The sequence below is a fragment of the Lentzea rhizosphaerae genome (assembly GCF_042649515.1).
Taxonomy (GTDB): Bacteria; Actinomycetota; Actinomycetes; order Mycobacteriales; family Pseudonocardiaceae; genus Lentzea; species Lentzea aerocolonigenes.
The window spans coordinates 342,483-355,844 of the sequence record NZ_JBHRZI010000011.1 but is presented as its reverse complement, the minus strand read 5'-3'; the positions used below and the strand labels follow the sequence as shown (position 1 = coordinate 355,844).

The following is a 13,362-nucleotide window of genomic DNA, read 5'->3' as shown; positions in this document are numbered from 1 at the left end:
TGAACGGCGCTTTTGTGCACCTGACGTGCACAAAAGCGCCGTTCATCGTTTCACAGCTTCAGATCGGCCACGCGTGCGCTCAGGTCGACGGTGGTGAGCCGGTCGGTGAAGCCGAGCGAGTGGTTGATGCGCCGCATGTGCTCGTTGGTGCTGTTCGTCTCGGTCTCGACGGTCTCGATGCCGGTGAGCCGGCGGAGCATGTGCGCTTTGACCAACCTGCCGAGGCCTTGGCCGCGATGCTCGGCAACCACGGCGGTGTGCCGTTGGTGACCAACAGAGGGCCGCGAGAGAGTTCGGTGCATCACGGTCACACCGGCGGCCTGGTCGCCGTGCAGTGCGAGGACGACCCACACGTCGACTCCGGCGGAGGACAGGTCGTCTTCCTCCTGCCGCACCTGTTCCCGCGTGAGTGGGACGAGGTCGATCGCACTGTCGCCCATGGGCTGGTCGTTCGTCGCGTTGAGCGCATCGACGAAGGCGTCGAGCAGGTCTTCCGGAGCACGTCCGGTCCAGTGCTCCAGCCGGTAGCCGGACGGCACTTCGCCGACCTCGGGCAGCGGGTCGGTGAGCACGAGCTCCTGCAGAGTGGCTGAACTGACGACGGTGAAGCCGCGGCTGGTCGCCCACCGCGAGCCCTCGCTGTCCGCAGGAACCCACGAGGCCTCAGCGGTGTCGCGGTTCGACGAGCGCAGGGCGTACCGGAGCAGCGCGGTGCCGATGCCACGACCCCGCCACCGTTCGTCCACCACGACGGTGCCCGCGACGAGATGCGTGTTGCCGGTCGTCGGCAGGTATCCGTCCGCGTACCCGACGATGCGTCCGTTCTCCCGCGCGACGGCGAACCGCGGGCGGCCCCAGCCGGCCTCCGGTGTCCGTCGCCGCCGCACCCAGCCGCTGAACGCCGGCGGTTCACGTGGCGGCATGGCGCTCGTCCACCAGGCCACCTGAAGGTCGAACAGGGCACGCAGGTCGGGTTCGGCGGCACCGTCGAAGTCGAGTTCGTCGATGTCGATCTCGCTCATGACTTCGCCTGCACGGCCAGGTACGTGTAGAGGTCCCGGTAACCCAACGCGTGGTTGACGCGCAGCATGTGCTCGTTCCCGCTGCTGGTCCGCGTGAAGATCACCTCGACGCCGGTCAGCTCGTGCAGCATCCGCGCCTTCAGCACCATGCCCAGTCCGCGACCGCGATGTGCCGGCACCACGACCGTGTGCAGCTGCTCGGCCGTGGCGGGGTCGCCGGGCCCGCGTTCCACGATGGTCAGGCCGGCGATCTCACGGCCCCGCAGCGCGAGCACCACCCACCGGTCGCCCCCGGCGTCGAGGACGTTGGACTCCTCTCGTCGCAGGCGGTCGACCGTGTAGCCCGCCGAGTCGAGCGCGGTGTCGCCGAACGGCGCGTCCGACATGGCGTTGAGCCCGTCGACGCACACCTGCGCGAACTCGTCCGGTGTCCGGCCGGTCCACGTGACCAGCTCGTAGCCCGCCGGCACCTCGCCGATCTCCGGCAGTTCGGTGACGTTCAGCCGTTGCCTCGTCATCGACGTGACGATCCGCAACCCGCGGGCGGCTGCGAAGTGCTCGCCCGCGGTGCCCTCGTACACGTTCCAGCACTCGGCGACGGTTCGTCCCGGCATCAGTGACGGCAGGGCGTGCAGCAGTGCTGTGCCGATGCCACGACGGCGGAACTCGGGCAGCACCACGATGTACACCAGTGCGATGTGGTCGTTCGCCGCTTCCTCGGTCACCCGCGCCGAGACGTAGCCGACGATCTGCTCGCCCTCCCGTGCGACCGCGAAGCGCGCAGGCCCGAAGCCGAGGTCGTTGGGCGACTGCCAGCCGGTGATCTGGTGTTCGTACGGCGCTGCTTCCCTCAGCTCCTCGGCCTCAGAGGCGGCGAGCACCTCGTACAGGTCTCGCCGCTCGTGTTCGGGTGCGTGCGCGAAATCGAACTCTTCAACCCCCATGCACCCGATCTAAGCAAGATCGTGTTGATCTGCCCAGGCCGCGACCGCCGCCGCGATCTCCTTCGGCCGGTCCTCCATCGCGTGATGCCCGGCCTCGCCGAGCGCCACCACGTCCAGTGCGGCGACGTTCGCCGAGCACCACGCCTGCAACTGCGACCCGATCAGCAACGTCGGCGAGCCCTCGAACGTCATGAGCAGCTTCGGCACGTCGGAGGTGGCCAGCCACGCGTCGTAGGCCTCGATCCGCGGCACCAGCGCGGCAGGCTCCCCGTCGAACGGCATCTGCCGCGCCCACGCGAGCACCGGCCGCCTGCTCGCCGCGTCGGGGAACGGCGCCAGGTAGGCCGTCAGATCCTCGTCCGACACAGGCGTCAGCACGCCGCGGGTGTACGCCTGGCGCACGAACCCGTCGTCTTCCAGCGCCTCGGTGGCGCGGAACCTGCGCACCCGTTCCTGCGCGGGCACCGGCAGCTCGGAGCCGTACATCGGCTTCACGATCATCTCGAAGAACGCGATGCCCGCGACGCGCGAAGGGTTCCGGGCCGCCCAGTCGAACGCCAGCGCACCGCCCCAGTCGTGGCCGACCAGCACCACGCGGTCCAGTTCGAGGGCGTCGAACCACGCGTCGAGGTAGCGGGCGTGGTCGGCGAACGAGTACTCGACGTCCGGCTTGCCCGAGCGGCCCATGCCGATCAGGTCGGGTGCCAGGCCGCCCAGCTGCGGCAGGACGTTGCGCCAGGCGTGCGACGAGCCGGGGTTGCCGTGCAGGAACACGAACGGCGCCGAGCCGGACTGCTCGTAGTGCACGGTCGAGTCGAGAACAGGAACTACAGGCATGACGGACCTTCCTCAGGACAGGGGAACGGCGAGCAGCGCGGTCAGGTCGCGTGAGAAGGCCGAGGAACGATCACCCAGCGGGGCCGTCAGCTGGTAGAGCAGCGCCCTGACCACGGCGACGGCGGGTTCGACCGTCGACCGGCCGTGCGGGGTCAGCTCCAGCCGGACCGTGCGGGTGTCGGTGCTGTCCCGAGCGCGCGAGATGAAGCCGGAAGCCTCCAGCGAGCGCGCCAGCTTCGAGACGTACAGCGCTTCGAGGCCGGTGTGGTCGGCCAGTTCGCGTTGTGACGGACGGTCCAGGGCCAGCAGCGACGACAGCACGACGTACTGCGCGTGCGTCAGGCCGAGGGGGGCCAACGCGCGGTCAACGGCCGTCCGCCACTTCATCGCGAGACGCCAGACGAGGTGTCCAACGGTGAACTCTGCACTGCTCATGGCAGATACAGTACATGGCTACTATGTACATGGCTACTAACTGGGCGCCACGTGCCCACCGATCCGGGCGGTCAGCTCGTCGGCCGCCTTGCGCACCTCCTTGGCGAGGTCCGGCCACGTCTGGCCGCAGGGCGTGTCGCACAGGTGCCGGAACGTCAGCGTGATGGCCGCGATCGGCCGTTCCCCGTGGTCGAACACCGGCGCCGCCACCGAGGCGAACCCCGCCGTCACGAACCCGTCCTCGACCGCCCAGCCCTGACGGCGCTCGATGGTCAGCAACCGGCGCAACGCCGGCAGGTTGTGCGGGCCGCGGCCGGTGCGGTCGACGAAGGACGCGACGGACGGGAACAGCGCCCTGACCTGCGCCGGGGGCACGTGGGCCAGCATCGCGCGGCCGGACGCGGTGAGGTGGGCGGGCAGGCGGACGCCGACGTCGGACACGATCGTCTGCGGCTGCCGCGGCTGTTCACGCACCAGGTACAGCGCCTCGGCGCCGTGCAGAACACCCAGGTGGGCGACCTTCTCCATCCGGTCCGCGAGCTTGCGCAGCAACGGACGGGCCAGCCGCTCCAACGGGTCGTGGCGCAGGTACGCGGAGCCGAGTTCGAACGCCGCGACGCCCAGGCCGTAGCGCTTCTCCTCGGGGAAGTGGGTCGCGAACCCGGCCTCGGTCAGTTCCGAGAGCAGGTGATAGGTCGTTGACCTGGGCAGATTGAGCTCGCGCGCCACCGACGCCGCGGAGACGGGACCCGGCCTGCCCGCCAGCAGCCGGAGGACCGCGAGTCCTCGCCGCAGCGCGGGAACGTCACTGCTGCTGCCCACAACAGTGATTTTCCCACGTGATGCAGCCCACGCCGTTCCTCCATCAGGGCACACTCAACAGAACAGGACCGAGGCGCGTCATAGGGACGTGACGGTTTTGAAGGGGGTCGGGATTGACACCGAGTTTCGATGACTTCGTGGCAGAACAGGTGACCCCGTTGCTGCGCTACGCCACCGTGCTCACGTGTGACCCGCACCTGGCCCAGGACGTGGTCCAGGAAGTGCTGCTGCGCGCGCAGCAGAAGTGGGATCGCATCGGTTCAGTCGACCTCCCTCACGCCTACGTCAAGCGCATGGTGACCAACGAGTACCTCTCGTGGCGCAGACGCAGGGCGGCCAAGGACGTCGCTCTGTGCATGACGACTCTGGAGTCCGTCACACCTCCCGTCTCGGACACGACGCACCACTACGACGAGCGGGAAGCAATGTTGCAGCGGATCGCCAAGCTCCCCCGCAAACAGCGGGCCGCGGTCGTGCTCCGCTACTACGAGAACTACGAGGACTCGGAGATCGCACAGATGCTCGGTTGTGCCGAGGGAACCGTGCGCAGCCACATCTCACGTGCGCTGGCCACACTCCGGATGGACCACACGCCGGAGCCCGCTGGTGTCGGGTTGCGGCTCGGGGAGGGCCTGTCGTGAACGACACCGAACAGCTCGTCAAGGACGCGCTCGGCAAGCTCGCCGAACGCACCCCGCATCCGGGGCCGACGCTCAACGCCCTGCGGCGCAAGCGCAAGCAGCAACGGAGCAACATCTTCCTCATCGCCACCGCCGGCGTGGCGGCCGTCGCAGTCCTGATCTTCGCGGGCGTCATCGCCAGCGACAGGTACGCGCCGCCGACCGGCAACGACGCGGCCGCGGCGCTGGTGCCCGGCAACGGTCAGGGCGTCGTCGCCCTCAAGTACTCGCCGCACTGGCTGCCGGAGGGTTTCACCGAGACCCTTCGCGCCGTGAACCCGGACGGCACCACCGCGCGCGTCTGGACCACCCCGAGCGCCCCGCAGGTCGACGCCCCGCGGATCGAGCTCGACAGCGGTCTGGACTACAAGGGCGAGCTGGCCGAGTGGCAGGACGCGGCGGTCCGCGGCCTGAAGGCTCGCGTGCAGGTGTCCGGCACGAGCGCCGTCGTCGAGTGGAAGGCGCAGGACAAGCTGGTCGTCCAGGTGGTCGGCGTGACCGACCCGAAGGAAACCGCTCTGCGCGTCGCCGACTCGGTGCGCGCGGACTCGAACGTCACCTTCCAGGCGCCGTTCAAGGTGAAGGACAAGCACGCGAACGAGTTCAAGGGCACCAGCCCCGGAGACTGGAGTGCGCGGCTTTCCCCTGCGCCCGTCGACGTGACCGTGTTCTCGGCGACGCCGGACTTCAGCGGCAAGAAGACCGAGCCCGTGACCGTCCGTGGCAAGCAGGGCGTGGTCCTCGACGGCCGCGCGGTGGCGGTGCAGGAGGGCGGGGTCTGGATCAGCGCGACCAGCACCGGGGACAGGTCGGTCCAGGACCTGGTCGCGGCGATCAACGACGTCACGATCGCGCCGAACCTCGACACCGGCTGGATCGGCAAGAAGTAGCGCGTCTGGGATGCCAGACGCCATCGCGCGCTCCGGGGTCGCTGAGTCGGCTCCGGAGCGCTGTGATGTCTGCATGCGACAACCGGTGGAGCTGGGTCCGAAGCCACTGACCCTCGAGGACGTTCATGCCGTCGCCCGCGACGGCGCCCCGGTGGCGATCACCGAGGCGGCCCGCGAGGCGGTCACCACCGCCCGCGGCCACATCGAACAGCTCGCCACGGCCGAACGCCCCACCTACGGCGTCTCGACCGGGTTCGGCGCGCTCGCCGTCCGGCACATCCCGCCGGACCGCCGTGCCCAGCTGCAGCGGTCGCTGATCCGCTCGCACGCCGCCGGTTCCGGGCCCGAGGTGGAGCGCGAGGTCGTGCGGGCGCTGATGCTGCTGCGGCTGCGCACCCTCTCGACCGGGCACACCGGCGTTCGGCTGTCCACTGTGGACGCCATGGCCGGGATGCTGAACGCCGGCATCACCCCCGTGGTGCACGAGTTCGGCTCGCTGGGCTGCTCCGGTGACCTGGCGCCGCTCTCGGCGAACGCGCTGGCGTTGATGGGCGAGGGCATGGTCCGCAACGCCGCCGGGGAGCTCGTCACGGCGGCGGAGGCACTCGAGCAGGCCGGCATCGAGCCCGTGCAGCTGGCCGAGAAGGAAGGCCTTGCGCTGATCAACGGCACCGACGGCATGCTCGGCATGCTGGCGCTGGCGATCGCCGACCTCACCCGGTTGCTCGACATCGCCGATCTCACCGCCGCGATGAGCGTCGAGGCGCTGCTGGGCACCGACCGGGTCTTCGAGCCCGAGCTGCACGCCCTGCGCCCGCACCCCGGCCAGAACCTGTCCGCGGCCAGGATGCTCGCGTTCCTGCGGGACTCCGAGATCGTCGCCTCGCACCGCGGCCCCGACTGCACCCGCGTGCAGGACGCGTACTCGCTGCGCTGCTCCCCGCAGGTGCACGGCGCGGCGCGGGACACCGTGGCCTACGCGGCGACGGTGGCCGACCGCGAGCTCGCGTCGGTGATCGACAACCCTGTGGTGCTGGCCGACGGCCGGGTCGAGTCCAACGGCAACTTCCACGGCGCTCCCGTCGCCTACGCGCTGGACTTCCTGGCCATCCCGCTCGCGGACGTGGCCTCGATCGCCGAACGCCGCACGGACCGCATGCTCGACGTCTCGCGTTCGCACGGCCTGCCGCCGTTCCTCGCCGACGACCCCGGCGTCGACTCCGGCCACATGATCGCCCAGTACACCCAGGCCGCGATCGTGTCCGAGCTCAAGCGGCTCGCGGTGCCGGCGTCCGTCGACTCGATCCCGTCCTCCGCGATGCAGGAGGACCACGTGTCGATGGGCTGGTCCGCCGCACGCAAGCTGCGCAAGGCCGTGGACGGCCTGACCACCGTCCTCGCCATCGAACTGCTCACCGCAGCGCGCGCGCTCGACCTGCGCGCGCCCCTCAAGCCCGCCCCCGCGACGGCCGCGGCCGTGGCGAAGTTGCGCGAGACGGTCCAGGGGCCCGGCCCCGACCGCCACCTCGCACCCGAGATCGCCGCCGCCGAGGCCCTGATTCGAAGTGGAGCTCTGTGATGACCACCGTTCGTGCTGACCGTGGCACCGAACTGACCGCCAAGCAGTGGTCGACCGAGGCCGCGCTGCGGATGTTCCACAACAACCTCGACCCGGACGTCGCCGAGCGCCCCGAGGACCTGGTCGTCTACGGCGGCACGGGCAAGGCCGCCCGCGACTGGCCGTCGTTCGACGCGATCTCCCGTGAGCTCAAGAACCTCGAAGCCGACGAGACGCTGCTCGTGCAGTCCGGTCGTCCGGTCGGCGTCATGCGCACGCACGAGTGGGCGCCGCGCGTGCTCATCGCGAACTCGAACCTCGTGCCGGACTGGGCGAACTGGCCCGAGTTCCGCCGCCTGGAGGCCGAGGGCCTCACGATGTACGGGCAGATGACCGCCGGTTCGTGGATCTACATCGGCACGCAGGGCATCCTCCAGGGCACCTTCGAGACGTTCGCCGCGGTCGCCACCAAGCGCTTCAACGGCACGCTTCGCGGAACCCTGACGGTCACCGCCGGACTGGGTGGCATGGGCGGTGCGCAGCCTCTCGCCGTGACGATGAACGAGGGCGTCGCGCTGTGCATCGAGGTCGACCCGCACCGCGCCCAGCGTCGCCTGGAGACCCGCTACCTCGACGAGATCGCGGACGACCTGGACAGCGCCATCGAGCGTTGCCTGGCCGCCAAGGCCGCCGGTGAGGCCGTGTCCGTCGGTGTCGTGGGCAACGCGGCCGAGATCCTGCCCGAGCTGCTGCGCCGCGAGGTCCCGGTCGACATCGTCACGGACCAGACGTCCGCGCACGACCCGTTGGCGTACCTGCCTGTCGGTGTCTCGCTGGAGGAGTGGCAGGACTACGCCGGCGCGAAGCCTGACGAGTTCACTCAGCGCGCGCGGGAGTCGATGGCCGCGCACGTCGAGGCCATGGTCGGTTTCCTGGACCGCGGCGCCGAGGTCTTCGACTACGGCAACTCGATCCGCGGTGAGGCGCAGCTCGGCGGCTACGACCGCGCGTTCGCGTTCCCCGGCTTCGTCCCCGCCTACATCCGCCCGCTGTTCTGCGAGGGCAAGGGCCCGTTCCGCTGGGCCGCGCTGTCCGGCGACCCTGCCGACATCGCGAAGACCGATGCCGCCATTCTGGAGCTCTTCCCGGAGAACGAGCAGCTCGCCCGGTGGATCAAGATGGCGGGGGAGCGCGTCGAGTTCCAGGGCCTGCCCGCCCGGATCTGCTGGCTCGGCTACGGCGAACGGCACCTCGCGGGCCTCAAGTTCAACGAGATGGTGGCGTCCGGCGAGCTGTCCGCGCCGATCGTCATCGGCCGAGACCACCTCGACTGCGGCTCGGTGGCCTCGCCGTACCGCGAGACCGAGGCCATGGCGGACGGTTCCGACGCGATCGCGGACTGGCCGCTGCTCAACGCGCTGGTCAACACGGCTTCCGGCGCCACGTGGGTGTCGATCCACCACGGCGGTGGCGTCGGCATCGGGCGTTCGATCCACGCCGGTCAGGTGACGGTCGCGGACGGCACTCCGCTGGCGGCGCAGAAGATCGAGCGCGTGCTGACCAACGACCCCGGCATGGGCGTCATCCGGCACGTGGACGCCGGGTACGACGAGGCGAAGACGGTGGCCGCGGACAAGGGTGTCCGCATTCCGATGGAGGGCTGATGCTCGACCAGATCGCGGACGTCGGCAGGGACTCGAAGCGCGGCGGCTACTCCCGTCACGGCTACGACAAGCCGGAGCTCGAGCTGCGGCACTGGTTCGTCGAGCAGGCCGTCAAACGCGGCCTGAACGTCGAGACCGACCAGAACGGCAACCTCTGGGCGTGGTGGGGCGAGCGCGGCGACAACGCGCTCGTCACCGGCAGCCACCTGGACTCCGTCCCCGGCGGCGGCGCGTTCGACGGACCCCTCGGCGTCACGAGCGCCTTGGAAGCCGTGGACCTGTTGCAGGCCAAGGGGGTCACGCCACGCAGGCCGTTCGCCATCGCGGTCTTCGCCGAGGAGGAAGGCGGCCGGTTCGGGGTCGCGTGCCTCGGCAGCAGGCTCCTGACCGGTGCCATCGACGCGGACAAGGCCCTGAACCTCAAGGACCCGGACGGCGTCACGCTGGCCGAGGCCATGAAGGCCGCGGGCTACAACCCGAACCTGGTCGGCAAGGACGAGAAGGCCCTGGGCCGCATCGGGCAGTTCGTCGAGCTGCACGTCGAACAGGGCCGCGGCCTGACGGTGCCGGTGGGCGTCGCGTCCAGCATCCTGGCGCACGGCCGGTGGCGCTTCACGTTCCGCGGCGAGGGCAACCACGCCGGTGCGACGTTGATCGAGGACCGTCGCGACCCGATGTTGCCGGCGTCGCAACTCGTTCTGGCGGCGCGGAAAGCGGCCAGCGGCGGCGGGCGCGCCACCGTGGGGAGGCTCGTGCCCAACCCCGGTGGCACCAACGTCATCGCGTCCACTGTGGACGTCTGGCTGGACGCCCGGGACAGCGACGACGCACGCACCCGTGCGATGGTCGCGGAGATCTCCGAAGCGGCCCACAACGCTGCCGAGGAAGAGGGCTGCGAAGTCGTCATCACCGAGGAGTCGTACGGCGACACGGTGCACTTCGACGCAAACCTCCGCGACGACATCGCGGGTGCCCTCGGCGGCGTTCCGGCGTTGCCGACCGGTGCGGGCCACGACGCGGGCATCCTCGCCGCGCACGTGCCGACTGCGATGTTGTTCGTGCGCAACCCCACCGGCGTGAGCCACGCGCCGGAGGAGTTCGCCGAGCAGACCGACGTCGACGAGGGCGTCAAGGCGCTGGCCGCGACGCTCGAACACCTCGGCTCATGAACTTCTGGTGCGAGCGGGCCTGGCTGCCCGACGGGCTCGCGGAACGCGTGCTGATCAGGGTCGAGAACGGCGTCGTCGCGAGCGTGTCCACTGTGGACACGATCCCGCTCGGCGTGCGAAGGCTGTACGGCGTTGTCGTGCCGGGCTTTGCGAACGCCCACTCGCACGCGTTCCACCGGGCGCTCCGAGGTCGTACGCACGACGGCGGCGGCACGTTCTGGACGTGGCGTGAAGGCATGTACGCGCTGGCGTCGAAGTTGACCCCGCAGTCGTACTACCGCCTGGCCCGCGCGGTCTACGGCGAAATGGCGCTCGCCGGCGTCTCGGCCGTCGGCGAGTTCCACTACGTGCACGACAGGTCGAACGAGTTCGGGTACGCCCTGCGCGAGGCGGCGGCCGACGCGGGCATCCGCCTCACGCTGCTCGACACCTGCTACCTCGCGGGTGGCATCGACCAGCCGGTGAACGAGGTGCAGCAACGGTTCTCCGACGGCACGGCAGAGGCGTGGGCGAACCGGGTGGCGGAGCTCAAGTCCGACGACGTCATGAAGGTCGGCGCGGCGATCCACTCCGTCCGCGCCGTGCCGCGGGGCGAGCTTTCCGTGGTGGCACAGGCGTTTCCGGACGCACCGCTGCACGTCCACCTCTCCGAGCAGCCCGCCGAGAACGAGGCCTGCCTCGCCGCCCACGGCCTCACCCCGACCGCGCTGCTGCACGAGGCCGGGGCGTTGTCGCCGCGCACGACGGCGGTGCACGCCACCCACCTGACGCCCGAGGACATCGCGCTGCTCGGTGAGTCCGGGACCGGTGCGTGCTTCTGTCCGACCACCGAGGCCGACCTGGCCGACGGTATCGGCCCCGCCCGCGAGCTGGCGGACGCGGGCAGCCCGCTGTCGTTGGGCAGCGACCAGCACGCGGTGATCGACCCGTTGCTGGAGACTCGCGCGCTGGAGCACAACGAACGTCTCCGCACCGGTCAACGCGGCCGTTTCTCGCCGGCCGAACTGCTGGAGGCCGCCACCCGGCACTCCGCGCTGGGGTGGCCGGGCGGCCGCATCGAACCGGGTGCGCCGTGCGACCTCGTGGCGATCAGCTGCTCGACACCGCGCACCGCGGGCTCGTTGCCGCAGCAGGTGTTCCTGTCGGCGACGGCGTCCGATGTGGACACCGTCGTGGTCCGCGGCCGGGTGGTCGCGTCCGGTGGTGTGCACGAGACTCTGGGAGACGTCGGCAGGCTGCTGGCGGACGCGATCGAGGAGCTGTGGGCATGAGCGTGCTGATCACCGGCATCGGTGAGCTGACGACGAACAGCGAGTCCGCCGGTGATGCGGTGGTCGTCGACGGCGAGCGGATCGCGTGGGTGGGCAAGGCTTCCGAAGCTCCGGCAGCCGACGAACGCGTCGACGTCGAGGGCCGCGCGGTGCTGCCCGGCTGGGTCGACAGCCACACCCACCTGGTCTTCGCGGGCGACCGCACCGCCGAGTTCGGCGCGCGCATGGCGGGCAAGCCGTACACCGCGGGCGGCATCGCGGTCACCGTCGGCGCGACCAGGAACGCCACCGACGCCGAGCTGTCGGACGTCGTGCGCAGGCACGTCGCCGAGGCGTTGCGGCAGGGCACGACGTTCGTCGAGACCAAGACCGGCTACGGCCTGAACGTGGCGGACGAGGTGCGCAGCGCGCGGATCGCGGCCGAGCACGTCGACGAGGTGACGTTCCTCGGCGCCCACCTCGTGCCGCCGGGCGAGGACGCGGACACCTACGTCGAGCTGGTCCGCGGTGAGATGCTCGACGCCGTCGCGCCTCTCGTGCGCTGGGCCGACGTGTTCTGCGAGAAGGGCGCCTTCGACTACGAGCAGTCGAAGGCCGTGCTCATCGCGGCCAAGGAGAAGGGTCTCGGCCTGCGGGTGCACGGCAACCAGCTCGGCGAGGGACCCGGCGTCCGGCTGGCCGTCGAGCTCGGTGCCGCGTCCGTCGACCACTGCACGTACCTCTCGCAGGAGGACGTCGACGCGCTGGCCTCGTCCGACACGGTCGCCACGCTGCTCCCGGCGTGCGACCTGTCGACCCGCCAGTCGCTGCCGCCGGCCCGCGCCCTGCTGGACGCCGGTGCGACGGTGGCGTTGGCGAGCAACTGCAATCCCGGCTCGTCCTACACGTCGTCGATGGCGTTCTGCGTGACGACGGCGGTGCTCCAGATGCGGATGAGCGTCGAGGAGGCGGTCTGGGCGGCCACGGCCGGAGGCGCGCGGGCGTTGCGTCGTGACGACGTCGGCGTCATCAGGTCTGGTGCGCGCGCTGACCTCCACGTGCTGGAGGCGCCGTCGATCACGCATCTGGCCTACCGTCCGGGCGTCCCGTTGACGCACTCGGTGTGGCGCAAGGGCGTACGCGCCGTCTGAGGCATGACCCTCCGTGTGGGCCTACTGGCGGAGGGCGCGGCGCCGTACGGTGGCCCCGTGGTGGACTTCGCGGAGGCGCTGACGAAAGCCGTCGACCGCAGTGGACTCAGCCTCGAACGCATCCAGCACCACCTGGCCGCCCGCGGCATGCAGGTGAGCCTCTCGACGCTGAGCTACTGGCGCCGCGGCCGCAGCAGGCCGGAGCGGCCGGAGTCGTTGAAGGTCGTCGCCGCGCTGGAGGACCTGCTCGACCTCGGCGAGGGGTTCCTCACCGACCGCCTCGGCGACAAGCGGCCGCGGGGGCGGTGGGTCGGGCAGGCGATGTCCATCGAGGACATGTGGGACTCGCGCGCGACCGACCTCGGCGAGGTCATGGCGCGGATCGACCGGCTGCAGCCGACGGCGTCGACGTACGTCAGCGTGCAGGACCGGCAGGTGATCGGCCCGGACCGCCGTGAGGTGTCGAACCGCTGCACCGGCGTCGTCCAGGCGTTGGAGGACGGTGTCGACAGGTTCCTCGCGATCCAGCTCGCCGACGCCACGGACCTCGGGGTGCCGTCGATCGAGGCGGGACCGCCGTGCCGGCTCGGCAGGGTGCGGGGTGAGGACTCCACCGGGTTCCTCGTCGCGGAGATCCTGTTCGACCGGATGCTCAGGGCGGGGGAGACGGCTCTCGTCGACTACACGGTCCGGATGAGACCCGGTGCGGACAGCGAGGTCTGCGACCGGCGGTTCCTGCGGCCGGTGGGCGAGTACACCCTGCAGATCGACTTCCACCCGGACGCGGTGCCGGCGCGCTGCTACGAGTTCGCTCGGCCCTCGTTGCAGGAACCGGAAACCGCGCTGAACGACCTGTGGATCGGGACGACCGCTTCGACGCACATCCACGTGCGGAACATCAAGCCCGGAATCCGTGGAGTGCGGTGGGAGTGGGAGTAGC

13 protein-coding genes are annotated in these 13,362 nt (G+C 70.5%); 8 read left to right on the top strand and 5 right to left on the bottom strand.

Annotated features, from left to right (window positions below):
* Nucleotides 1-50 precede the first annotated feature (50 nt).
* The 5 genes from ACFOWZ_RS08980 to ACFOWZ_RS08960 are packed head-to-tail and all read right to left on the bottom strand — an operon-like array spanning nt 51 to nt 4,060.
* Nucleotides 51-1,022 (bottom strand): GNAT family N-acetyltransferase, encoded by a 972-nt coding sequence (locus ACFOWZ_RS08980; protein WP_382371036.1) that lies wholly within the window; start codon nt 1,020-1,022, stop codon nt 51-53.
* Entirely contained in the window at nt 1,019-1,966 is a 948-nt protein-coding gene (locus ACFOWZ_RS08975) for a GNAT family N-acetyltransferase (protein ID WP_382371034.1), read from the bottom strand. Before ACFOWZ_RS08975 ends, ACFOWZ_RS08980 begins: the two co-directional genes overlap by 4 nt.
* 9 nt (nt 1,967-1,975) lie before the next feature.
* Nucleotides 1,976-2,803, bottom strand: coding sequence for a haloalkane dehalogenase (locus ACFOWZ_RS08970; RefSeq protein WP_382371032.1), 828 nt, complete (start codon nt 2,801-2,803; stop codon nt 1,976-1,978).
* Between the two features lie 12 nt (nt 2,804-2,815).
* A complete protein-coding gene (locus tag ACFOWZ_RS08965) occupies nt 2,816-3,238 on the bottom strand; it encodes a MarR family winged helix-turn-helix transcriptional regulator (protein ID WP_382371030.1) in 423 nt (140 codons plus the stop codon).
* Between the two features lie 36 nt (nt 3,239-3,274).
* On the bottom strand, nt 3,275-4,060 hold the full coding sequence (locus tag ACFOWZ_RS08960) for an IclR family transcriptional regulator (RefSeq protein WP_382371028.1): 786 nt from the start codon (nt 4,058-4,060) through the stop codon (nt 3,275-3,277).
* 113 nt (nt 4,061-4,173) lie between these two features.
* Between ACFOWZ_RS08960 and ACFOWZ_RS08955 the strand changes: the two genes are divergently transcribed.
* From ACFOWZ_RS08955 to ACFOWZ_RS08920, 8 genes are all read left to right on the top strand, one after another.
* On the top strand, nt 4,174-4,701 hold the full coding sequence (locus ACFOWZ_RS08955; protein WP_030471314.1) for a SigE family RNA polymerase sigma factor: 528 nt from the start codon (nt 4,174-4,176) through the stop codon (nt 4,699-4,701).
* Nucleotides 4,698-5,630: a DUF4367 domain-containing protein gene (locus ACFOWZ_RS08950; RefSeq protein ID WP_382371026.1), complete on the top strand. Its 933-nt coding sequence runs from the start codon at nt 4,698-4,700 to the stop codon at nt 5,628-5,630. Before ACFOWZ_RS08955 ends, ACFOWZ_RS08950 begins: the two co-directional genes overlap by 4 nt.
* Nucleotides 5,631-5,703: 73 nt before the next feature.
* The gene (hutH, locus tag ACFOWZ_RS08945) at nt 5,704-7,209 is read left to right on the top strand and encodes a histidine ammonia-lyase (RefSeq protein ID WP_382371024.1); all 1,506 of its coding nucleotides are present in this window, start codon (nt 5,704-5,706) and stop codon (nt 7,207-7,209) included.
* Nucleotides 7,209-8,852, top strand: coding sequence for a urocanate hydratase (gene hutU / locus ACFOWZ_RS08940; protein WP_449280277.1), 1,644 nt, complete (start codon nt 7,209-7,211; stop codon nt 8,850-8,852). Before hutH ends, hutU begins: the two co-directional genes overlap by 1 nt.
* Entirely contained in the window at nt 8,852-10,021 is a 1,170-nt protein-coding gene (locus ACFOWZ_RS08935) for an allantoate amidohydrolase (RefSeq protein WP_382371020.1), read from the top strand. Before hutU ends, ACFOWZ_RS08935 begins: the two co-directional genes overlap by 1 nt.
* Nucleotides 10,018-11,292, top strand: a complete 1,275-nt coding sequence (locus ACFOWZ_RS08930) for a formimidoylglutamate deiminase (protein ID WP_382371018.1) — start codon at nt 10,018-10,020, stop codon at nt 11,290-11,292. The genes ACFOWZ_RS08935 and ACFOWZ_RS08930 overlap by 4 nt, the downstream gene beginning before the upstream one ends.
* A complete protein-coding gene (hutI, locus tag ACFOWZ_RS08925; protein ID WP_382371016.1) occupies nt 11,289-12,422 on the top strand; it encodes an imidazolonepropionase in 1,134 nt (377 codons plus the stop codon). Before ACFOWZ_RS08930 ends, hutI begins: the two co-directional genes overlap by 4 nt.
* 3 nt (nt 12,423-12,425) lie before the next feature.
* Nucleotides 12,426-13,361 carry a hypothetical protein gene (locus tag ACFOWZ_RS08920; RefSeq protein WP_382371014.1) on the top strand — a complete coding sequence of 312 codons (936 nt, stop codon included), beginning with the start codon at nt 12,426-12,428 and terminating at the stop codon, nt 13,359-13,361.
* Nucleotide 13,362: the final 1 nt, after the last annotated feature.